The sequence below is a fragment of the Tolypothrix sp. PCC 7712 genome (assembly GCF_025860405.1).
GTDB classification, from domain to species: Bacteria; Cyanobacteriota; Cyanobacteriia; order Cyanobacteriales; family Nostocaceae; genus Aulosira; species Aulosira diplosiphon.
The window spans coordinates 121,565-142,688 of record NZ_CP063787.1; the positions used below are offsets into that span (position 1 = coordinate 121,565).

Consider the following 21,124-nt stretch of genomic DNA (forward strand, 5'->3'; position numbering starts at 1 on the left):
CCTTAACCCTTCAACTCTCCTCAACTATAAATTGTCAGTTTATCTGAAATCATAAACCATAAGTTTATGGTTTATGGTAAGGTATCAAAGATATCAAACGATAGCGACTTTTCTTTGAAGATAGGGGGGTAGAAGTATGAGCGAGATGTCCAACATCTCCAGTGAGAGGAACCTGCTGCCCCCCAAGAGCGACTTAGAAGCCAACCAGACTACACCAGTTGAAGTAGTTAGTAGCTCCGAACTTACCACAGAAGAGTGGAGCGATCGCATATTTTTAGAAAGGCAAGTTGAACGAGCATTTTACGCAGCTGCTAAAGCATTGAAAGCACTACGAGATAGACGTTTGTACCGTTCGACTCACGCAACATTTGAAGATTACTGCCGTTCCCGGTTTGGCTTCACTCATCGCCATGTGAACTACTTGATAGCTGGTTCATTGGTGGTTGACAATCTCATGGGAACCAATGGTTCCCAAATTGAAAATTCAGATAAAACGGGAACCAATGGTTCCCAAGTTGAGAACTTAGATGAAATGGGAACCAATGGTTCCCAAATCGAGAATTCAGATGAAACGGGAACCAATGGTTCCCAAATCTTACCAACGAGCGAACGCCAAGTCAGACCTTTGGTTCCCTTAGAACCGGAACAACAACGTCAAGCTTGGCAAAAGGCAGTAGAACTTGCTGGTGGTAAAATTCCCTCTGGTCGTATTGTTCAGGATATTGTGGACAAAATTCGGGAAAGAACCAAAGTGCCGAATCCTTACCGCCTTGGGGAAGTATGTACTCTACTGCCCAAAGATAACCCAGAACTGAAAGGCAGGAGTGGTTGTTGGGGTGTCATCACTCATGTTGGGGATTATAGTTGCACTCTTGAGACTTGGGATGCTGAGTATACCGTGAAAATAGAACATCTCAAGTCCCTAGAACTGTTAGACAATGACTGCCAATTTATGCAACAACTGTGTGCGCGACTGCGGCGGCTGCATGAAATTGAAAACCGAGATATTGCAGTAGATTGGCTTTGCTTAGGGTTAGGGAAACAACCACTACCGTACCTTTCGCCGTTACAAGAAAAATTGCTGGCTGATGTGGAACAAGAGTACGGACTCCGTTAGAAATAAAAGTTACCCGATGCAAATATTGGCTGTGTCGTTGCTTTCTATAAAATAGTGCTGAGTGCCTACCTATTTAGCCAGCAAGAACTTTTCCTTTGCTAGTGGAAGTTTGTAGCGTCAATTCACTCAGTACCCGTGCTACTTCCGTGGGCTGGGATGTCAACTTGGCTTTCAGATGTGTTCGCAGAATCGCCAATCGCTGGTAATGACCATTCACCTTGTCTGCAATCCCTAAACGTCGGGCTGCGGTACGAATGCGAGGCTGGGGCAGTTTTTCTATTAAAAGCGTTAGGGATTCAGTGTCAATATTATCTGTTATGCTTGGCGCGGTGCTGTCAGCTACCACAATTGATAGAGATTCTGGATTATTTACAGGTTTATTAGAAGGTTGCGAAGTAGGTTTGTCTGCCACTTCCTCGTCGTTTACTTGGTATGCCGTGTTGTTTTGTCGCTGACCGCAAGCATTCCAAAGTTTTACTAAACCTGTAAACAAATCAAGTATCATCAGGGTTGCATATATGGTGGCGATCGCCAAAATCGCATTTTTCAAAAAATCTTGAATATCTTCCATTTTCCGTGTCTCCAGTAAAATTGCGTGAAGTGTGTGCTGGCTTTTTATAGTTCTTTCCCCATAGGAGTTGCAGATATTTCAACACCCCCAGCTACAAGCTAGAGGTGTTACTGATTCTAGAAATGCTCAAAAGTTGAGAATTGCGGTTGAAAGGCGATTTCTATCTGGTAGTCTCTGTCATGCCATCCAAGTAGATACCAGTAATTTTGTGAATACGATGGTGGTAAATTACAGGTACGGTCTGCCTCGCCTAACTCAAACCAATATAGTGTTAACCTATCGCGCTCCTGCATCAAAAAGTCAATTTCACGGTCGATGTCTGTGGTGATATAGGACATTTTATTGACTAATTCCTATTTAAATTTCATCCCTCAGCAGCGCGTAAGCGTTAAAAAGCAACCATTGGTATTTCACCATTGCACCAATTAGTTGCATATGAATTAAATTAACTCTAAACTTACTATATTTTGGCTATAATTAGCGACTAATATAAATAATTTCAGCCATCGAGAACCTAGTAAAATTTCCTGAATTTCATCTCCAGCAAATACAGGAATTTCCCACTCTTGAGCATCTATTATTACCCTACCAATATAAACATCAAATTCAGTTTCTCCTTGAGCAGTTCTTAATTTATTTTGACGCAAAAAAGACCAATCAAGACTTTGGACATCTTGTTTGTTCATAGCTAAAAATTCAGTGAATCCTGTATCTAACATTGTTTCTATAGGAAAACTGAAGTCATCCCCTCCAATTAAATCAATTTCAAAGTAAACTTGACCTTTATCTCCAAATCTCCCCTCAATCATATTCTGCCACTAACTCCGGTTTCGTTAATGCCAAAAATATGATGAATCACATGAGGATATTTTTCTCTGGCCATTTTACTTGCTACCTCTTGATCCCGATCAATAAAATAATCCCCACTATCAGGTTCAATGGCAATATACCAACCATAGTATTTATCTAGTATTTCTGGTTTTAAACGCTCAAAAATTACCCAACAACGCTCATAAAATGCCTGTCTTCTGGATTTTTCTTGAGCTTTTTGTGCTTCTGTCCATTGAATTTCCGGAAATACTCTCCCACGTCTGACAATTCTTTCGGGTGAAGAGTGTGTCATATTTTTGACCTCATGAAAATTTTGTGATTTTAAGAAGATTTTGGAAAGTTTTGGAAGCAGAAGTTGGACAAGTTGTAAGCGGAAATACTTATAACTTCGTTAAGGCATTAATCAAGCGATCGCTTTTTTTGGATAAAGAAAATGGACATAATAACAAAAATGGAAGAAGAACATGGACGCAAATCTATATAAATACTACTCAGATGCCAACTGTTCCCCTAACTTGTGGGATTTCTTACAAACTTTAGCGTAGCTTGCCGCCGAAGGCATCGCTATTACCAAAACCTTTAACCTTTAACTTGCATACAGGCATATAATTTTAACAGTTTAGTTTTCCTTTATATTATTTTTTGGACGTTTTTGTCAGGTAAAGATGGACAACCTGTCCAAAATCTTCTTCAAGTCACAAATTTATTGTCTATTTTTAATTATAAAATCCCAAATGGGAACCATTGGTTCCCAAATCTTACTAATGAGCGATCGCCAAGTTAGACCCTTGGTTCCAAAGAAACCAGTATTTCTGATGACAAAAACTGACCTACAAGCGTGGCTTGACCGCGATGATCATGAACTCGTTGATGCCATCAAATCAGAGATTCATGATCATGTTGCGAAACTTCATGCCCGTGGCGATCAATTTTATGGCTATGCGATATTACCTGGCGAATTTGACACAATTCATAATCTCGTTGTTGCCTTCAATCGTGAATCGGATATTGCTCCAGAGAATGTCACTGACAGCTACTATCGATTGCTTCCTTTAGCTTCTGGCACTCCGCTTGCAATGGAATGCCCAACTCCGCTGCCAGTGCCAATGCCTGCTGGCAATATTTCTGTGCTACCTTAACCTCACCTAGGGCTTGATGGATGTCTGCCAAATTTTTGAGTACCTCTGCTTCACCAGAGCGATCGTCAATATCTCGAAAAATCCTTAATGCCGCCTGATTATGAGTTAATGCCTCTGGATACTGTTTCAGTTTGAGTTGAGTCGTTCCCAGATTACCCAGGGCAGCGCCTTCACTTCGGCGATTACCAATCTCCTGTGCAATGATTAGGTTTTGTTGATGGCATTCGAGTGCCTGCTGATACTCTCCAAGACTGTAGTGAGCAAGTCCCAAATTGCCTAGAGCAAGACCTTCACTGTGGCGATCACCAATTTCCCGCATTATCGTTAGGTGTTGCCGATGGCATTCGAGCGCCTGCTGATACTCTCCAAGACTGTAGTGAGCAAGTCCCAAATTGCCTAGAGCACCGCCTTCATCCTGGCGATTATTAATTTCCTTCGCCATCGTTTGCCATTGCTGATAGAAGTCGATTGCCCGGTGATACTCTCCAAGGCTAAGGTAAGCATTCCCCAAACCACCCAAGGCACGTCCTTCACCCTGGTGATCGTTAATTTCTCGCGCAATGGTTAGGTGTTGTAGATAGAAATCGATTGCCTGCTGATACTTCCCAAAGCTAAAGTAAACATTCCCCAGATTGCCTACGGCCATGCTTTCACCTTGGCGATCTTCAACTTCTTTCGCTATCGTTTGCCATTGCTGATAGAAGTCGATTGCCCGCTGATATTGCCCAAGGCTAAAGTAAGTATTACCCAAACAGCCTAATGCAGTGCCTTCACCCTGGCGATCGCCATTTTCACAGGACAAACTCAAACTTTGTTCATAGTAATGAATTGCTTGTGAATAGCCCTGTTTTGTCACTCTGGCAGTAGTATAATAAGGTAAAAATGCTAGAACCAAGACACAGAGCATGGTACAGCCCCGTCCAGCCGCACCAACAGTCAAATTTGTGGACGAATATTGCCAGTGGTATAAAAGTCTGTTTCCAGATGTTAGGAGTTTCGAGGCTTTTAAATATCTCCATGTAGGCTGCATTTCTGATCTAAAACGTAAAACATTGCCAGAAATAGCAAAAATCGTAGGATTAGATAACCAGCAAGGGTTGCATCATTTTCTAACTACATCACCTTGGGATATAGAAAAGTTAAGAACCTTAAGGTTAGAGTTAATTTTACAAGTGCTAAAAGGTAGACCAATCATTTTAATTATTGATGAGACAGGGGATAAAAAGAAAGGGAGCAAGACAGATTATGTGAAACGGCAGTATATAGGAAATTTGGGAAAAACAGATAATGGAATTGTGGCAGTGACAGTATATGGTGTTTTCTGTGGGATGACATTTCCATTACTGTTTGAAGTGTATAAACCCAGGGAAAGATTACAGGCAGGAGATAAGTACCGCACTAAACCAGAAATAGCAGCAATACTGATAAAAAAGCTACAATCAATGGGTTTTAAATTCAACTTAGTACTTGCAGATAGCTTATATGGAGAGAGTGGTAAGAATTTCATATCTGTATTAGATGAACTAAACTTGAACTATATAGTAGCGATTCGGTCAAATCATTATGTAGAAATACTTCCACGACAACATATTCAATATTTAAAGTGGCAGAAGTTTCAAAGGGTATTCTCTGACTTGAGTCGGGAAAATCGATTTATTAGAGAAATTATTCCGGGAAAACGTGGAGAACTTAGATATTGGCAAATTACTACAGATCCAGAAAATTTGCCTGATAACACTACTTGGTATGTGATGAGTAAATATCCAGACATTACGCCAAGAGAAGTTGGAAATTTTTACGGTTTAAGAACTTGGGTCGAGTACGGGTTAAAACAAAGTAAGAATGAATTAGGTTGGTCAGATTTTCGCCTGACTCACTACCCAGATATTGAGCGATGGTGGGAAATTATTTGCAGTGCTTATTTAATGGTTAGTCTGCATTCGGAGCAACTGTTTCAGTCTCCATCACAACGAGAGTCAAAATTTGTTTCACATCCTTGGTGGGATAATGGAAATGGCTGGAAGAACATTCTTAACAATCTTCGTTTGATTATTCAACCTTTTACTTTATTTAATCTGATATATCCCTGGTTAACGGTTTTTCCTATTCCTCAATTAGCTTTGGGTTTTTTTAAACTTCAATCTATTATTTATAGCCTCACCAGTTCAATTTTTATATCCCTGATTCACCCTGATTTCTACTTTTCCTCTGCCTAGAGTGACAAAAGAGGGATAGATACATAGAAAGAAATAGGCATTACCCAATCCTCTGTTGCAAGTCACCTCGTCTAGGGCATTTAAATGCCCAATTAGCCTCTGATAACAATTCATCATCTCCCGATATTTGCTCCAGGTTTGAAGCTGCGATCCAATTTGCCGATCCAACAGAATGGTCTTCGCAGAATTCCAATCCTTTACCTCGCACAGATGGTGAAACGCTTCTAGGTAGTGGCGCACCTTCTCTAGATTAGTAGCATTTGGTGGTGGCTCATCCTCAACTGTCAGGTAGTATTCTACTGCTGTGTAATCCGCTAGTTGCTCAATCGGAATTTCATCCAAATTTATTTCCAATTTGGCAAAGAGTAGTTGACCAGGTGTTTGCGAATTACTTGTCATGCTGATTTCGCCTCATTCTTCAAGCGTTGTACCAACTGTTTATGGCGTTCTAGTGCCACACTGCGAACTAAATTGTGTTGTCCCAGGACACGCTTATTATTGTGGTTAACTGATTCCTCAGCCAAGAACCGATAGCATAGCTCTTCTAATGCTCTCTCTTGGCGCTCCCTGCTACACTGCTGATGTTCTAAACGCTTCACCAAGTTAGCCAACTGCATCAACCACCCTTCTTCTTGCACTGGAGCACGATATACTGAAGCAGCACAAATCAAAATGTACGCATCCTTAACCTGACTTTCCAAACGCTCAAAGACAGCTTTTAGTCGTTGCTTATTGACCTCTAATCGTACTTTTCGGGTCAGCTTATGTAATTTCCAATCGTCGTCTGCTCCCACTATTTTCTTAGCATCCGCCTCTGCTTCTGCTAGAGCATTTTCTACCTCTTCTATCTTGCTGCTGATATCATTCCAGTAAGCCTGGACATTCCCATTGAAAGACTCACAAATTTCCCCAATTATCACTCGTAAAACTAGGGGATGACCCTTGTAAGTTTTCCCAAGTCGCATCAGTAGAGGGCGATCTGGTGACTCCTCACTGACATCTAGCCCAGTTATCTCAAACAATGCCTCCTGCTCAGCTTCGTCTAATCCATATAAAACTTGGCGATGCCAGAAATTTTTGTACCGAGAGTCTACTAACTTAACTGGTAAATCTTGTGAAGTGACGATTAACCGACTTTGACAGGATTCTGCTGACAATAAGCTCAGAAAAAATTTTTCCCACCACTCGTCTACAAAATCACTCCAGCCGTCTTCTTCATTTCCTGTCAGCAGTTTCTCCAAAGAATCAATCAACACAAGTACCTGATTTTCGCGCAGATGTTTTACTAATCTCTGCAACAATTTTTCTGGCTTATTATCCTCTGTTGGAACTTTCTCTTCCCACTCCTCTAGCCACCTAGCAGCGACACTGGCAAAGTCTGTAGATTTGTCTTGGTAGTCAAAATTAGCTCGCTTGAATCTGTTCTTCCAGTCGCCACCGAACCAGTCTTGCATTTCTACTGCCAATTTTTCTGCTAACGCAGTTTTACCAATGCCCGTGAGTCCCAGCATTAGCAAAAGACGACACGACCCACGAAGCTTTGTACTTAGTTCGTTAACTAGCTGCTCTCGACCTACCCAAGCATCATCAAAGGCAAAAAACTCTGGTCTGGAATCTTGGAGAGTTGGGGTGTCATCGACAATGGCTTCCCAGTTATCTATCCCGACAGCTTTACAAATAGCAACAAATACATCTCCATCAATTGGTCTCCCTCGCCTAAACCTTTTCAGGGTTGCAACTGAAGTCTTAGCAGCGTCACACCAAGAAGCTGCTGTTGCGCTCCATCTTTTCTTTCTTCTTGCTTGATCAACTGTTTCTAAACCTTGTTTTGATGCTTTAAGAGTAACCGCCATAGGGTGCTTCTCGCTTGTATACACATTCCTAATGGGACTTAGACAAAAAGTAGCCATAAAAAACCCTCAAATGTATATATAGAGAGACTTTGACATCGATTTGCCTAGTTTCTTGATATATCTGGGTTTCAAGCATTTTTGAGGCTTTAGCGTATTTTCCTTGCCCTGTATGAATTTGAGGCTTGTTTATGCCTCAAAAATGTTTAAGTCCCGCTAAGTAACTACTGATCTAAGTTGCAGTTTTTCGGATTGTTGTGCCCATCGGATACATATACTTTACAGGAGTGATTTTGAGGTTCAATTTTGGCTCACTTTTGATAGCTTGCCCAAGATGAGCCGAAATAGGAGATTTTTCGCCCGTTTGGGTACGGCATTCTAAAAGTGTGGAAAGCGAAGTTAGCGCTAACAACCTTCTCCTTATACCAAACCAAAAATCCTCACGGGAGAAATACCATGCAATCTCGACTTGAACATTCAATCCAAACGAGCAAACCAACCATTATTGTACCAACTGATGTAGAACCAAATATACCCTCCCCTCAGTATTGGGGAACTGAAACAATCTTGGCAATAGCTATCTTAATTCGTGCATTTGCCTTATTAATTCAGACTCTAACTCCATTGATTAAAAAGCAAGTGTAATCCAAAAGTAGGGTTCTCAATCATAGTCGCTAACCTCGTGTTTAAAGTGTAGGGTAAGATGCCTGCCCTACTTTACTTTTTTGAAGGCATTGTATTAGTTAATGGAGAGCGATTTTTTCGGGGGGAGATGGGCAAAAATTAACCAAGGGATTTAAATATTAATCATCCCAAAGCCTTTGAAATTTTGTAGATCTAAGTTCGGTGTAACGAACAGTAAGTAAGTCGGTGGGAAAAAACAAAACTAAGTTAAGAAAAGTAAACAAAGCTATAACCCTCTTCCCTCCTGCCTTCTGCCACCTGCCTCCTGCCTTGTCATAGCAATAATTTTTAACACTGAGCTACTTATGCTGAATATTTTTATGCCCCAAATAACTCTGAATTGTTCGGATATCAATGCCTCGATTCGCCAAATAATAACCTGTTCCATGCCGCAGCATATGAGCATGAACTCTTAAAGGTAAACCAGCTAATTCACCAGATCGCTCAACAATGCCGGCGATCGTATCATGCGCCAACGGGCCACGTCGAGAAGACTGGAAAATATAGACTCTACGCCAAATCATGGGACTGATGCCCAAAATAAAAATATGAAGCTGGTAGATAACAAGTTGCTCAGAATTGGTCATTGGGTCATCTTCCCGCATTGCCATTCCCATCTCCCCCGAAAAAATCGCTCTCCTAGAGTAGGGACTGGGGACTAGGGGAATAATTCTGACTAATGCACATTAATTGACCGAATTAAAATGCTCATCACTTCCCCAGGATTGTTCGTTGGTAATAAGGGACTCCAATTACCTATATCTGCATAACCGAGTTGATGCAAAATACGAATTGTTGCCATTACAGCTTGGCTGGAGCCAATCAGCGTATGCTTAATTGTTTCTCGTTCTAGCTTTGCTGGGTAATTTGTTTGAAAGTTAGCAAGAGGTGGAATTTGGATGTTAGGATTTCCCAGAAAGCTTCGATAGTTTGATTGCATAGAATATTTCTCCTGCATTCGGGGTTTACTAAATTTGCGTTGCACTTAATTTCTTTGTCTATACCAAGGTTTAATCAGGAAAGTTATTTTCAAAATAACTCTGATGCTTTTGAGTTGTGAGTGGATTTACTAACTGAAAATATTCGCTTTCAAGTGAATTATTAGTTCTAAAATAAAGTCGAAATGAGCCATCACCATATTGTTTGATGTCTTTTTCATTGAAAATAATTTCTTGCCTTTGCAACCATTGGTATACAGTTGCGTGAAACTCAGCCAGAAACAAAGCTGGAAAATAAATTCTTCCTACTTTTGCTCCCGTTTTTATGTGAGTGAATATTTGAAATTGTGGTTTATCTAATACTTCTGCCATTGATAGCACCTTACATTCTGTTCTAAATTCTCTTGCCGTAAGGCTGTAAGGATTCAGCATCCAGGAGTCAGGAGTCAGAATTAAGAAGGAATCCAATACTTGTCGGTTAAGGGCAAAAGGGGAAGGGGAAAAGGGGAAAGAAAAAACCTTGAACCCTTACCCTTTCACCTTTTCCCCAAACCAAATTCCAAGTTGAAAATCCTTAACCGAGCAGTATTGAGAAGGAATCCAGTATATTTTGGAACTTGTCTTTTCCTAATTATTTAACTCTTCTAACTCCTGAATTCTGACTCCTGGGTCTGATGATTTTGAGAAGACAGATAAGAGTTCCTGCAATTAAATTGATACTGATTCGGTGTATTTAAGAAAATTCGAGATTTTCCAGTTTAAACCGTGAACGGGATCGACTACATTCGGTTTTGAGGATGCACCGTCGCATAATAAGCAAGTCTCGCATTGAATTCTGTCATCTTCGGTATGACGGCACAGAACTTCGCCTTGGCTCAAAGGAGCATCAGGAGCGATGATTCTGAAAGTCCTCCAACCCTGAATTTGTGCTAACTCCGCTTCAGCTTGGCTTTGCACCGAAGCCATTAAATATTTCTGCCAACGGCGATCGCACACTCGCCATTGGTGCGTGTAACCAGTGTATTTTTTCGATGCTAAAATGATTGGCTCCCAAACCTCAAACGGTACTGCTGTTGGGTCTCCATAAGAGCCAATTCTCACTGGATAGCGATATCGTTTCAAAACTTCTATTTCATTTGTACCCAGTTTGGGATAAGTACCAGCTTTGTATTTGCGGTAGATATTATTAACAGGTAATAGATTAACGTAGCAGCTACCGCTCTGACTCAATTTCAAGGGACAGTTCCCACAAATTCCCTGGTCTAAACCATTTCTTGCTGCTGACGTTGGCACGAATTCTTGCTGCAAAATCCAAGATTGAATCAATCTTCCAGTTTTGCGATTCGATGTAGGGTAAACAAATCCCGTCAAAATCAGGGCGATCGCAGAACCATCAATTAAAGAAGCTCCTGACCAAACAATATAGCTGTTTTGTAGCATATTGATAACAGCAGATAGTTGAATATTGATGAGTTGGCAAGTTGTGAAGCGAGTAATTCCGTAGACAGATAGCCACAAAAGTTTACTGATTAAAAGCGATGAGTTGAGGAGATAAATCGCTTTTAATAAAAATCCTCCAGTCGGGAATGATACTGGAGGATTTGAAATTGCTAATATGGATTATTGTGATTAGTAGTGAGTGCTATCTTCAATCGTCTCTGATTGGTAATGCATCTGATTGCGCTCGGCATATTCTTGTCTACGTTGCCAAGATATTTGATTTTGAACTATCAAATCTTCAAGGCTTTTACCAAATTTGCGATTTGCATATTCTAGTAATTGCTCTAGAGTGTATCGCTTTTCTTCAACATTACCAAAATCAGTAGTAAAGCGTTCTTTAAATTCATCCCAATCAAAAGTTTCTTTGAGAGAGCGTTTGGCAACAAGTCCACAAAGAGAACGGATAGAATAGTAAACTTTTGAGTAAACACGCTCGGAGTAATTGCTCACGGCATATTCACCTAATATTGAACCATCTATTGGTTGAATGGTAGGAGTAGAAGATTTGCGTGACGGCATAAATTGTTCCGTAAACTTCATTAACCAAATGGCGTAAGCCAATATATTTTCAGAAGTAGCAAATTGAAAGTAAGAAGTATTTTGAAAATTCCGACTTTCGACTTACTAAATTCAACTTAATCTTGTGAAGAATTTCCGCCCACAATTGAAACAGATTACCACCAAGCTGAATCATCGCAGTCAGCCATTAAATCTTTTCTTTCGCTACATATTTGATACTCAGCTTCTAGCTGTTGTAAGTCTGCATCAAGTGCGAGATTTTTCACCGCCAGCATTATTTCTGTTAGATGGGTTTCTTCACTTATACCCGTATAATAAAACTTGATGAACTTATCTGCTTTACCCATGAAGCTTTCAAGATGGGTAACAAATGTTTGTTCAAAATCTATTGCCTGAATCATGGTTGATTGCTTCTGAATACCTTCAGTTCTCTTCAGGCGTAAGCCAGATAAGGGAGAAGCAAAGCTGAAATAATCACTAGAACAGAAAGACTTAATGTTAATAAGAGCCAGATGGGAATAGCGCAAATTAATGTGTCTTTGGGTGAAAAATTAAAATATATTAGTTTAATTATGATTATAAATTCATTTGCCAAAATTATCTACGCTCGCGTTATGGTAAAAGTTGCTTGCTGGGTCGATATCCCATCTCTATAATGAGAATATGGAATAACATTAGGGTAAAAGCAGGTGTAATTATGCAGGCTATTTTTTGGACTGTAGAGGAAGTTGCCCAAAGAGCCAAAAATTTTTACGAGCAGGGGATTCGCTCAGAGGTTGAGCATGGCGATAATATTGGCAAGATGATTGTGATTGATGCTGAAACTGGCGAATATGGAATTGATAAAAGTGGTGTTGAATCTGCATTAATGTTAAAGCAGAAAAATCCCAACGCGAGATTATTTACCATGCGAATTGGTTACGATGTTGCGTTTAGTTTTGGTGGTGCTTCTATGGAGCGTACAGTTGAATGATGAAAGGAAGATTGGTTGATGGTAAGGCAATCGCTCCAGTAATTTTTCGTTTACCTGGACAACCAGATTTTTCCCTAGATTTTGTTATTGATACTGGATTCAACGGCTATCTGACTTTACCAGTTCAAGCAATCAGTGCAATGAATCTTCCCTTATATTCCAGTACACCTATAAAATTAGCTGACGGTAGTGAAGCCTTATCAGCCATACATTTTGCAACTGTTGTTTGGGATGATGTAGAAAAGGTAGTCCTCGTTTTAGCTTCTGGTTATAAGCCTTTACTAGGAACTGCGATGCTGGAAGGTTATCATCTTGAGATAGATTTTGTAGACAATGGTTTGGTTTCGTTAGAAAAAATTCCGGCAAAGAAATAACAGTAGAGACTGCTTGGCGTTGGGAGTGGGAATGAGTTCTCAAATACGCCAATAGTTGAGAGTGTTGGGTTGCCGCTTAGTCTTTTAGCTTTCAATATCTTCCGCTCTTTGTCCGGGACTAATCTTTGTCAAACCAACCATAGGGAAAATATCAATCACAAAAGTTATCAATACGTAAATCTCGCCAGATGTCAGAAACCTGCCAACCAGTATTGCCCACAGACTGGAGAACTGGAGAATCTTGCACTGGAGCGTAAAAGGGAACATATTCTGTCAATTGGCTTTCTACCTCCAAATCTGGCTGCTGGTGAATGATAGATTCATCAGCAGAGACTGTCTCGACTGGGACAACTTCCTCAACTGCTGGCTGTGAAGTAACAGACTTTTTGACAATCAGTAGTTCCGGTTTTTTGATAGGTTTCATCTTTATCTTGGTGTCAAAAGCTTGATAATAGAAAAACAGATGTAGCTAAAAATTGTGCGTCTCATCTATGGTGAGTGATTGGACAGTCCTTCACAAGTAGTGAAAACAAGCCAATCTGTTCGGTCTGTTGAAGGGAGCAATTACGCTGTTAGAGTAGTGCTAGCGATTGTACTTGTGCTAGCGCCAGTGGTACGCCATCTGTAAAATCTACGGTTGAACACTCACGGTTTCCACCTAGCGTTGCCTATGTTTTGCGATCGCACCGCTCACTACAAAGCCGTAGTGATTGGATAGGCAGAAGTTCAGTTAATGCATTTATGGTGCAGATGATGCTACTGTTGAGCGGAACTTCTGAGAGCAGAAAATGCAGGCACTGCCTTAGCTGGAATAGTGATTTTCTTCTTGGTTATGGGATTACGCCTTTCACGAGAAGAGCGATCGCGTCGCTCGAATTATCCAAATCCTATGAGTGTCACTTTTGATCGGTTTATTTAGTAACAATTGGTACTTATACTCATCAGCTTGTAATCTTACTTAATAAAGAGAAATAGCTGTAAGCTTTATATGATAAGCTTTTTACCTTAATTTCTTATATAACTATATCGCTTAACATAGTTATTTATAACGACTTGTAAAATCTGCTTGACTTATTCATCAAGCAAATACGAGAGTAATAGATGAAATACATCAGTATTTTTACTTGGAAAGGGTGCTCTAGGGAAAGTCTACATCATCTGTAATTTCTAGTTACTATTGCACAGATAGATGCTGTGATCTGTGGCATTGAAAAATTTTTGAAAAAAGACGGAGTCATATAATTCTCTAATAATACTGGGAGGATTCGCTCTTCTTGCTCCCGCAATTACACATTTATGGGTAAACAATTAGTGCGCTGGTTTACCGAGCTTTGCTTTGATATAAAACATTTAGTATTGGTTTTTTAGTTGAATTATTGAATATGAATTGTTCTTATAAAATTCTTATTCAATTTTTCTTGATTTACTGTAGCTAAAAAGCGATGCTTGCATTTGCATCTTATAAGACATTGGACAATGACTCTAGCTGCAACAATTTCAGAGCTTAACAATATTGTCCAATGCATTGCTGGCATTAATTTAGAAGATGCTGTAAGAAATAAGGATTGGGTGCGTCCACTTTTGGAAGAAACATAATTAGGGACTTTCAGAAATTAAATTATTCAATCAGCAAGGGGGGAAGATATTGAGTAAATTCTTTCTCTCCCTCTGCTCCCTCGGCTAACCTAGCGACAGTATATTTTTTTAGTTGGAAGTCCCTTATTGAGTGCCAGAAACCCTTTATATGGGTTGTGTAAAGAAGTCTATCTGCCAAAACTGGATGCTGCCTAAGGATTTTTGTAGTCCAGTTATAGCAGATTGCAGTAGAACGTATAACAAAACTCTTCTTGAACTTCAAAATTAGGAGAATGATATGTCTGAAATCAGAATATGGGAAGAATACCTTCAACATTTTGGACTTGAGCAAAATGCTATTAGAGAAGGATGCGAACCCTATTTAATAGTGAACGATGAACTAAAAGATAATGCAATAGTTTTAATTCATGGACTGACTGACTCACCATTTTTCATGAAAGCGATAGGGCAATACTTTCATGATGCTATGGGGTTTAATGTTGTCATACCATTACTAGCTGGTCACGGACTTAAACAACCCGATGGTATGAGAACCGTAACCTTAGCGCAATGGGAAGAAAATGTAAATTATGCTGTAGAGGCGGCTAAAAATTACGGCAACAAAATTTCCATTGGTGGGCTTTCTACTGGCGGTGCTTTAAGTGTGTATAAAGCATTCAAGTCAAATGGCGGAATATCTGGAGGTGTTTTCTTATTTTCAGCCGCATTAGATCTAACAAGCAAATATGGAACTTTAGGAGGAGAATTAGAAGAATTTTTATTAACACTGCCCATAACAAATGAAGTTGCTGATATCCAGGATTTAATCAGGGATAATTCCTTAGTTGGCGAAAATCCTTACCGTTACGCAAAAATGGATTATCATGGAGCTATTCAGCTAAAAAAAATTATCCGAGAGATTGATAAAAATATTGAAAAAGCCAGTCTCTTACAACCAGTTTTTGCTGCTCATTCTGAAGCTGATGAAAGAGCAAATCTTGAGGCAATTAAGATTTTTCTAGAGCGCTGCTCTATTCAAGAATCATTTATAATACCAAGGCATTTAAAAGTTAAACATGGAAGTGTTGTATTGCAAGATGACATTCCGGCAACCGACGTAAATTTGCGTGACGATAAAAATCCTTGTTTTGAGGAAATGATAAAAGCTGTTCATCATTTTGCCATCAATCATTTGGAGAATGTCAAAAGTATCTCTGTACTGGTATAGAAGCTTAACTCGATTGAGTTACTTAATTGAAGAGCAGTAATGAGAGAAATGTATCTACCTGAACACTTTAGTATTTGGCGAAGGTATTAGCAGAAATCAATCATAACAATCAGCACCATGAAACAACATATTAGGCTGAAGTTAAAGCAGGATGTTGGACTTAGAGAATTAGCTCATTGGGAAAATTTTCTTGATGATAAAACTCATGCTATAACAACCATTCATTCTGTTATTGATACACTATTCGCTAAATATAGACTACCTATTTGGGTAACTAGAGAATATAAACCAGCGGGACAAACCTGGAATCAGGGAGAGTTAATTCATGGATTGAATCGAGTCTATAGGTTGATTCTGCAAGAGGATACTAATATTCCTCCACAATTAATCCAGGAAATCTCTGTACAACCAATAGTGGAAGAGGTAAAGATTGGAGAGGTAGTTTCAGTACCCTTACCGTCTCCAAGAGCAGCTGCAATGAGTGCTGAAACTGATTGGCAATCGCGTCAAGCAATTTATCTAGAAGCAGCACATCAATATACTCAAGGAGATCCAAACATTGTTGTGGCAGTTCTAGATACAGGGATCAATCTTGCTCATCCAGAGTATCAAGATTCTCTTTTACCAGGTTATGACTTTGTAGATATTATTGACGGCGCAGGTAAGTTTGTTGGGGATTTCTTGGGTGCAGATGATGTTCCTGATGATGAAGTAGGGCATGGAACTCATGTAACTGGCATCATCGGAGGCAAAGGGTTGGGAATGCCTGTAGGGGTTGTACCAAAATGCAAAATCCTACCTGTACGAGTCCTCGGTGCGATGGAGAAAAACGGCAGACGGGTGGGTGCAGGCTTAGTAGACAACATTAATGCAGGGATTAAATGGGCAGTAGATCAAGGCGTTCAAGTAATTAACATGAGCTTGGGGATTCCCCATACTGGTGGTGGTTTACCCCATGAAGAAGTTGTCAATTATGCTCAAGAAAAGGGTGTGACGATTGTTGCGGCTTCCGGTAATGATGGGCAAGAACAGTTATATTATCCAGGTGCGCTGCCTCACGTTATTGCTGTGGGAGCCATTGACGAAACAGGTGCGATCGCAAAATTTTCTACCTATGGCAAACAGGTGAGTCTAGTTGCACCGGGAACCAATATTTACAGTACCTATTTGCATAATGAATATTCTTTCTCTACAGGTACTTCTCATGCCTCACCCTTTGTTGCTGGTGCGGTAGCGCTATTGAAGTCTTATGCCTTGAAAAAGCGAGGGAAAACTATATCAGATGAGCAGGTAAAACACATTCTCAAGCATACATCTGACAAAATAAGTACCCAGTTTAAGCATCGCAGAGCCGGATTTGGCAAGCTGAATCTCATTGATGCTTTACAACTCCTCGATTACAAACTCAGTTCATAGAGGTTGATTATGGAAATACTAGTCAAAGGTTCTAAAGGTTATTTAGTAAAACTTTTGCAGAGCTATTTACAGGTTCTCAGATATTACTCAGGAAAAATCGATAGCGATTATGGGGATATGACCCAAGATGCAGTTGACAAATTTCAAACAGACGTAGGAATAGGTCCTAAGGAAGGAGTTGATGACGACACATGGAATAAGTTAGAACAACGTCTTGAACCAATCACAAAAAATCTGGAACTTCAAAAATTTGTTCAACAAATTGGTGATGCCCAAGGGGCGATTGAAACTGCTAAAAATAAAGTAGAAACTGCTCAGATTGCTGCAGAAAATGCCAAAAAAGAAGCTGAGTCTGCTAAGACTGCTATAGACAAGGCTAAAAATGAAGCTGAGTTAGCTTCTGGAAAATTGGTTATTTCTGCTTCTGTAGTCAAAGTTAGGGAAAGTGCAAGACGGACTGGTCTGATTTATGATGCTGCGATCGCACTATACAAAAGCATTCAAAATACACAGACAGAGATTAATGAAATAATCAAGACAGCCAAAGAGAATGTTGCCAAGATTAGACTAACCAGCCCCAAATCAGAAGCAGACAATGCCGATAAGGTTGTCGCAAATGCTGAAAAGCAAGTAAAGGAGATTCCAGAAAAAGTAAAAAATGCTGAAAGCTTGAAGTCAAAAGTTGAAAATAAAGTAAAAGAAGCCTCCGAAGCTACAGAAAAAGCGGAAGCTGAAGAAACAAAAGTTGCTATCCCCTTCCAAAATCTTACGGAAGTGCAGAATGCAGTGGCAGTTCAAGAAAAAGCTGCCAAAGATGCGGAAACAGCCGCAAAGGAAGCTTTAAAAGATATTCAATCTGCTCAACAAACAATTTCCGAGTTAAAAGCAAAAGTAGAAGAAGATGTCCAAAACTTAGGAAACAATGAGGCAGCATCTCCTATACCAGCTGGCCCATCTAACTTTTCACCACTTTGGGATTTATTTAATCAAAAGGACAATCTTCCCCTGACTTCACCTCCAGCAGAAGCCCCTAATCAACCACCAGATGGATTAGGAGATATTAACTTATCCACATTAATACACCTGTTTGAGTTAGATAAATCCAAGCAGACAAATAAATAAAAGATACTTTTTACACTTTTAAATTAAACACTCATCATTAGCTCAAAGGAAAATATGTCACCAGAATCTAGTGTTGTAGGCACCGTTAATGGTGCAGCGATAAATTCTAACATCATGACCCAAGGTTGGGCTGTAGATAATGCACTGAAGTTCAGAAGACCAGTCAGTGTTGATATTTATGCCGAAACAGCCTTAACAGCAACCGCAGAGTGGGTCAGCACTAAGAAGTGGGAAGACTACAAAAAAGATTTTCAGGAAAAGGCTAAAGATCCCTCTAACGAATCTACGAAGATTGGTCTTGGTACTAATGCCAGAGATACACTACCGAGAAAACTGCCGATTGAGAAAATCGATGAATTAACCAAAAAACTTGACACAATTGGACTAGAAGATATTCCCAGATTGTTGCTATCTCATCGCGATATTTATGCCTTTACCTTACTGCAAGCAGTAGATGCAGTTAAGTCAGACGATATTACTGGATTAGCCAATGCAGTTCTGTTGCGAGTTACAGATGAACCAAAAAGATACTTTCTGGCATGGGTACTAGCAGAGGTTACGAATGATTTAAAAATACGGATTACAACTGAAGACAAAGATCCCAACAAGAACTGGCCTCGACTTGTGGAGTTGACTCTACAGCGCGGGATCGATATCCGAGATGGGCAGGTACGGCCATCAGTTATGGGTCTTTTAAGCATTCTGTACCGTGAAGGGAATATTCCTTATTATCTTGATGAGTACATTTATACACGTAGTAGTGCTATTCCAACCACTTCATTTACCGACACAATCAAGCAGTCAATGATTGATTACCTCATTAAATTGGGGGTAGTGTTTAACGCTGCAAATACAGAAGAGAACTTTAAAAAAGGAGCTTACGACGAATATTTTCTCCTTGCCTATAATGAGGCCATAAAAAAAAGTGCAGTTGCAGATGATCCTATAGACACAGCACGCATTAAAGGCGGTGAAGTCGCCTGGAATTTTGTTGTCGATTCCTTCGATACTTTTGAGCATCAAGGCGTAATTCCTGCCAATATTAAAGCAGTAGGGGCATTAGATTACATCTTTAATATTGGTGAGCGGATGCGTGTCTTTGATGTAGCCAATGCGCTGGTGCTGCGTTGGGCGAGTGGAATACTCGACATCCCTGAGGGCAAGACTGCTGGCGCTCTCTACCGCTTTCATAAACTACGTAATGAGCGCAACACACCCGCAGAGCGTGCCATGCTTTACAAGCGGGTGCTGAATAAAGGGCATGGTAAACTGCTGTCTAACATGGTGGTGAATGAAGCGTTTCCCATGCTTTGGCACCAATTAATGGCAGAAGTAGCAGAATATATCCGTAAGTCAGAACGTAGCAAAGATGTTTACGTGTCCAGGTCGCCTCTTTATCAAGCTACCAAAAACTTGCAGTATAACCTCACCGAGCATATGACTGGTATGTCTCATGTGCAGGTGACGGAAGACTATGCCCACTTACAAGAAGCTCTAGAGATTCTGCGATCTGAGGAAATTCTCAATAGTTTTGGCGGACGACGCAAGAGCCTTTGGAGTGTGATTGAGCAAGTTGCTAAAGAAGACCTAGGCACTATGGTAGCAACGGCTACACTGCGAACAATTGCTGTAGAGGGCAACAAGATTTTTCAATGGATTGCTAACTTTGAGACAGAAGGCGCTGTAAGGGAAGCAGATTTTGACACCCTACTAAGTGCCGCAGAATCTTGGATTATTGCCCAAGCATCAATGGAAACAGGAAGTAATGGCAAGTTCCTGCCGAAAGGATCTGCTAGTCACTACAAAACTAGTACTGCCAACAGATCCCTTCCCAGAGGTCGAGACACGGTGAAACCGAAGACAAAAGGTGGCGATGGTGATTTTGATGATTGGGATGTTTAATCTGATTCATTTTGTTGACAAGCATGAAGGAGAATTTTGATTATGTCCGATCATCAAGAACTGAAAGACCAAGCCCGTGCAAAGACAAGATCCTTACTTGCTTACTCCCAATCTTTCCGCAGTATGGATCGGGAAGAGCAGTTGGCACTGTATAAAGATTTAGTAGATGCCCACTACAGGGATTTAGCCGAACAAAGTGGGTTAGCTACCGAAATGACAGCTGGTGATTTAATTGACGCTGACAGACACCGCAATGAACGGATTGGGGGTGCTGGTAAAGATGCTGGCGATATCATAGGTAAGCTGGTTAACAAGGTAAATTTCCCTGGATTTGTGCGGGATTTGCTTGTTGGTGTTTTTGATGCTAACCAAGATGCCAATGAACGGCAAATGAGAGCGTATCAAGAACTATTACGACAAGCGACCAAATCTCTTTCTGAATTTGTCAATGCGATCAACAATGACGAGGCTTTATTTCGCTTGACTCAGATGAATAATGATTACAAATTGGCCAAAGCTAAAACATCTGATCCCGGAAGAGGCGGACGACGAGGAAGGAAAGATTCAGCTAACGCCACGCCAGGAGGTCAAACCCCACCTGCTGCGAACGAAGTGAAACTTGTAGATAAGGATGGTAAAGATGTTAACACAGATGACAATGCTATTCAAGCCAAGATTTTAGATGCCAAACTAGCCATTGCTAAAGAACAACGTACACTGCTGCGGGAAACGATTTTGATGGGAGTATCTCGTTTAGTAGTAGAAAAAGGTGTAATTCGGGCAAATGTCAAATTCAAAATTGATGCCTATGAAGATACCCAAAACAATGATAGAGGTGACGAAAACGTAACGAACTCAGTAGGGTTCAATGCAGGTTTCGGATATGGTGCTTTTAATTTTGGTACAAGCTTCAATCACACAAAAAGTCAGGTTAGCATTGCTACTTCTCAGACTGACATGGGTTCAGAATTATCGGCAGAAATGGAAGGTTTTGTCGAGATTCAGTTTAAATCAGATTATTTTAAACTGGATAACTTTAGAGAAATATTTGACTTGGGTCAAGGACAAATTCCACACGGACAAATGCCTGCTGCTGCACCAGCGCAAACTCTGCCGCCAGCCGCCGCACCCACACCTACACCCGCACCACAAACACCTCAATAATTGAC

25 protein-coding genes and 1 pseudogene are annotated in these 21,124 nt (G+C 40.3%); 11 read left to right on the plus strand and 15 right to left on the minus strand.

The features are described from left to right. Positions 1–136 precede the first annotated feature (136 nt). Entirely contained in the window at positions 137–1,117 is a 981-nt protein-coding gene (locus HGR01_RS38200; protein ID WP_063749845.1) for a hypothetical protein, read from the plus strand. Between the two features lie 73 nt (positions 1,118–1,190). On the opposite strand, the gene HGR01_RS38205 is transcribed toward HGR01_RS38200, so the two are convergent. The 4 genes from HGR01_RS38205 to HGR01_RS38220 all read right to left on the minus strand — a co-directional run bounded on the left by HGR01_RS38205 (position 1,191) and on the right by HGR01_RS38220 (position 2,811). Then, positions 1,191–1,688 (minus strand): hypothetical protein, encoded by a 498-nt coding sequence (locus HGR01_RS38205; protein WP_045873567.1) that lies wholly within the window; start codon positions 1,686–1,688, stop codon positions 1,191–1,193. A 116-nt stretch (positions 1,689–1,804) separates the two neighbouring features. Further along, positions 1,805–2,026 (minus strand): hypothetical protein, encoded by a 222-nt coding sequence (locus HGR01_RS38210; RefSeq protein ID WP_155539573.1) that lies wholly within the window; start codon positions 2,024–2,026, stop codon positions 1,805–1,807. A 102-nt stretch (positions 2,027–2,128) separates the two neighbouring features. Then, positions 2,129–2,497, minus strand: coding sequence for an aspartyl protease (locus HGR01_RS38215; RefSeq protein ID WP_045873566.1), 369 nt, complete (start codon positions 2,495–2,497; stop codon positions 2,129–2,131). Beyond that, a complete protein-coding gene (locus HGR01_RS38220) occupies positions 2,494–2,811 on the minus strand; it encodes a hypothetical protein (protein ID WP_045873565.1) in 318 nt (105 codons plus the stop codon). The genes HGR01_RS38215 and HGR01_RS38220 overlap by 4 nt, the downstream gene beginning before the upstream one ends. 442 nt (positions 2,812–3,253) lie before the next feature. On the opposite strand from HGR01_RS38220, the gene HGR01_RS38225 reads away from it, so the two are divergent. Continuing rightward, complete coding sequence (locus HGR01_RS38225; protein WP_155539572.1) at positions 3,254–3,658, plus strand: hypothetical protein; 405 nt, start codon at positions 3,254–3,256, stop codon at positions 3,656–3,658. Here the strand turns inward: HGR01_RS38225 and HGR01_RS38230 are convergent. After that, positions 3,543–4,565: a tetratricopeptide repeat protein gene (locus HGR01_RS38230; protein ID WP_052335374.1), complete on the minus strand. Its 1,023-nt coding sequence runs from the start codon at positions 4,563–4,565 to the stop codon at positions 3,543–3,545. The genes HGR01_RS38225 and HGR01_RS38230 overlap by 116 nt on opposite strands. Here HGR01_RS38230 and HGR01_RS38235 point away from each other — a divergent pair. Beyond that, complete coding sequence (locus HGR01_RS38235; RefSeq protein WP_096621593.1) at positions 4,564–5,874, plus strand: IS701 family transposase; 1,311 nt, start codon at positions 4,564–4,566, stop codon at positions 5,872–5,874. The genes HGR01_RS38230 and HGR01_RS38235 overlap by 2 nt on opposite strands. Here HGR01_RS38235 and HGR01_RS38240 read toward each other — a convergent pair. Next, entirely contained in the window at positions 5,824–6,273 is a 450-nt protein-coding gene (locus HGR01_RS38240; protein WP_052335373.1) for a hypothetical protein, read from the minus strand. The two genes, HGR01_RS38235 and HGR01_RS38240, sit on opposite strands and share 51 nt — an antisense overlap. After that, positions 6,270–7,727 (minus strand): ATP-binding protein, encoded by a 1,458-nt coding sequence (locus HGR01_RS38245; RefSeq protein WP_045873563.1) that lies wholly within the window; start codon positions 7,725–7,727, stop codon positions 6,270–6,272. Before HGR01_RS38245 ends, HGR01_RS38240 begins: the two co-directional genes overlap by 4 nt. A 453-nt stretch (positions 7,728–8,180) precedes the next feature. Here HGR01_RS38245 and HGR01_RS38250 point away from each other — a divergent pair, with 453 nt between their 5' ends. Continuing rightward, positions 8,181–8,369 (plus strand): hypothetical protein, encoded by a 189-nt coding sequence (locus tag HGR01_RS38250; protein WP_045873562.1) that lies wholly within the window; start codon positions 8,181–8,183, stop codon positions 8,367–8,369. Between the two features lie 338 nt (positions 8,370–8,707). Here the strand turns inward: HGR01_RS38250 and HGR01_RS38255 are convergent, their stop codons facing one another. From HGR01_RS38255 to HGR01_RS38280, 6 genes are all read right to left on the minus strand, one after another. Next, the gene (locus HGR01_RS38255) at positions 8,708–9,019 is read right to left on the minus strand and encodes a tyrosine-type recombinase/integrase (RefSeq protein ID WP_304412436.1); all 312 of its coding nucleotides are present in this window, start codon (positions 9,017–9,019) and stop codon (positions 8,708–8,710) included. A gap of 65 nt (positions 9,020–9,084) precedes the next feature. Then, positions 9,085–9,348 carry a hypothetical protein gene (locus tag HGR01_RS38260; RefSeq protein ID WP_045873561.1) on the minus strand — a complete coding sequence of 88 codons (264 nt, stop codon included), beginning with the start codon at positions 9,346–9,348 and terminating at the stop codon, positions 9,085–9,087. 70 nt (positions 9,349–9,418) lie between these two features. After that, the gene (locus HGR01_RS38265) at positions 9,419–9,718 is read right to left on the minus strand and encodes a hypothetical protein (RefSeq protein WP_045873560.1); all 300 of its coding nucleotides are present in this window, start codon (positions 9,716–9,718) and stop codon (positions 9,419–9,421) included. A gap of 336 nt (positions 9,719–10,054) precedes the next feature. Then, positions 10,055–10,786, minus strand: a complete 732-nt coding sequence (locus tag HGR01_RS38270) for a hypothetical protein (protein ID WP_045873655.1) — start codon at positions 10,784–10,786, stop codon at positions 10,055–10,057. Between the two features lie 189 nt (positions 10,787–10,975). After that, positions 10,976–11,365 carry a hypothetical protein gene (locus HGR01_RS38275; RefSeq protein ID WP_045873559.1) on the minus strand — a complete coding sequence of 130 codons (390 nt, stop codon included), beginning with the start codon at positions 11,363–11,365 and terminating at the stop codon, positions 10,976–10,978. A gap of 155 nt (positions 11,366–11,520) precedes the next feature. Beyond that, positions 11,521–11,766: a hypothetical protein gene (locus tag HGR01_RS38280; RefSeq protein ID WP_045873558.1), complete on the minus strand. Its 246-nt coding sequence runs from the start codon at positions 11,764–11,766 to the stop codon at positions 11,521–11,523. A gap of 296 nt (positions 11,767–12,062) precedes the next feature. On the opposite strand from HGR01_RS38280, the gene HGR01_RS38285 reads away from it, so the two are divergent. Beyond that, positions 12,063–12,338 (plus strand): hypothetical protein, encoded by a 276-nt coding sequence (locus tag HGR01_RS38285; RefSeq protein WP_045873557.1) that lies wholly within the window; start codon positions 12,063–12,065, stop codon positions 12,336–12,338. Further along, on the plus strand, positions 12,335–12,712 hold the full coding sequence (locus HGR01_RS38290) for a clan AA aspartic protease (RefSeq protein ID WP_045873556.1): 378 nt from the start codon (positions 12,335–12,337) through the stop codon (positions 12,710–12,712). The genes HGR01_RS38285 and HGR01_RS38290 overlap by 4 nt, the downstream gene beginning before the upstream one ends. A gap of 151 nt (positions 12,713–12,863) precedes the next feature. Here HGR01_RS38290 and HGR01_RS38295 read toward each other — a convergent pair whose 3' ends face one another. Together HGR01_RS38295 and HGR01_RS38300 are read right to left on the minus strand one after the other, a co-directional pair. After that, positions 12,864–13,136 carry a hypothetical protein gene (locus HGR01_RS38295; protein WP_045873555.1) on the minus strand — a complete coding sequence of 91 codons (273 nt, stop codon included), beginning with the start codon at positions 13,134–13,136 and terminating at the stop codon, positions 12,864–12,866. Positions 13,137–13,468: 332 nt separating this feature from the next. Then, positions 13,469–13,576 (minus strand): annotated as a pseudogene (locus HGR01_RS38300) (HU family DNA-binding protein); the annotation flags it as partial. A gap of 1,009 nt (positions 13,577–14,585) precedes the next feature. Here HGR01_RS38300 and HGR01_RS38305 point away from each other — a divergent pair. The 5 genes from HGR01_RS38305 (at position 14,586) to HGR01_RS38325 (ending at position 21,119) form a co-directional block, all read left to right on the plus strand. After that, positions 14,586–15,515, plus strand: a complete 930-nt coding sequence (locus HGR01_RS38305; protein ID WP_045873553.1) for an alpha/beta hydrolase — start codon at positions 14,586–14,588, stop codon at positions 15,513–15,515. A 117-nt stretch (positions 15,516–15,632) separates the two neighbouring features. Then, positions 15,633–16,931 carry a S8 family peptidase gene (locus HGR01_RS38310; protein ID WP_045873552.1) on the plus strand — a complete coding sequence of 433 codons (1,299 nt, stop codon included), beginning with the start codon at positions 15,633–15,635 and terminating at the stop codon, positions 16,929–16,931. Between the two features lie 9 nt (positions 16,932–16,940). Beyond that, positions 16,941–18,053 carry a peptidoglycan-binding domain-containing protein gene (locus HGR01_RS38315; RefSeq protein ID WP_045873551.1) on the plus strand — a complete coding sequence of 371 codons (1,113 nt, stop codon included), beginning with the start codon at positions 16,941–16,943 and terminating at the stop codon, positions 18,051–18,053. Positions 18,054–18,107: 54 nt separating this feature from the next. Then, positions 18,108–19,955, plus strand: a complete 1,848-nt coding sequence (locus HGR01_RS38320; protein WP_052335372.1) for a hypothetical protein — start codon at positions 18,108–18,110, stop codon at positions 19,953–19,955. Positions 19,956–19,997: 42 nt separating this feature from the next. Then, the gene (locus tag HGR01_RS38325) at positions 19,998–21,119 is read left to right on the plus strand and encodes a hypothetical protein (RefSeq protein ID WP_045873550.1); all 1,122 of its coding nucleotides are present in this window, start codon (positions 19,998–20,000) and stop codon (positions 21,117–21,119) included. Positions 21,120–21,124 lie beyond the last annotated feature (5 nt).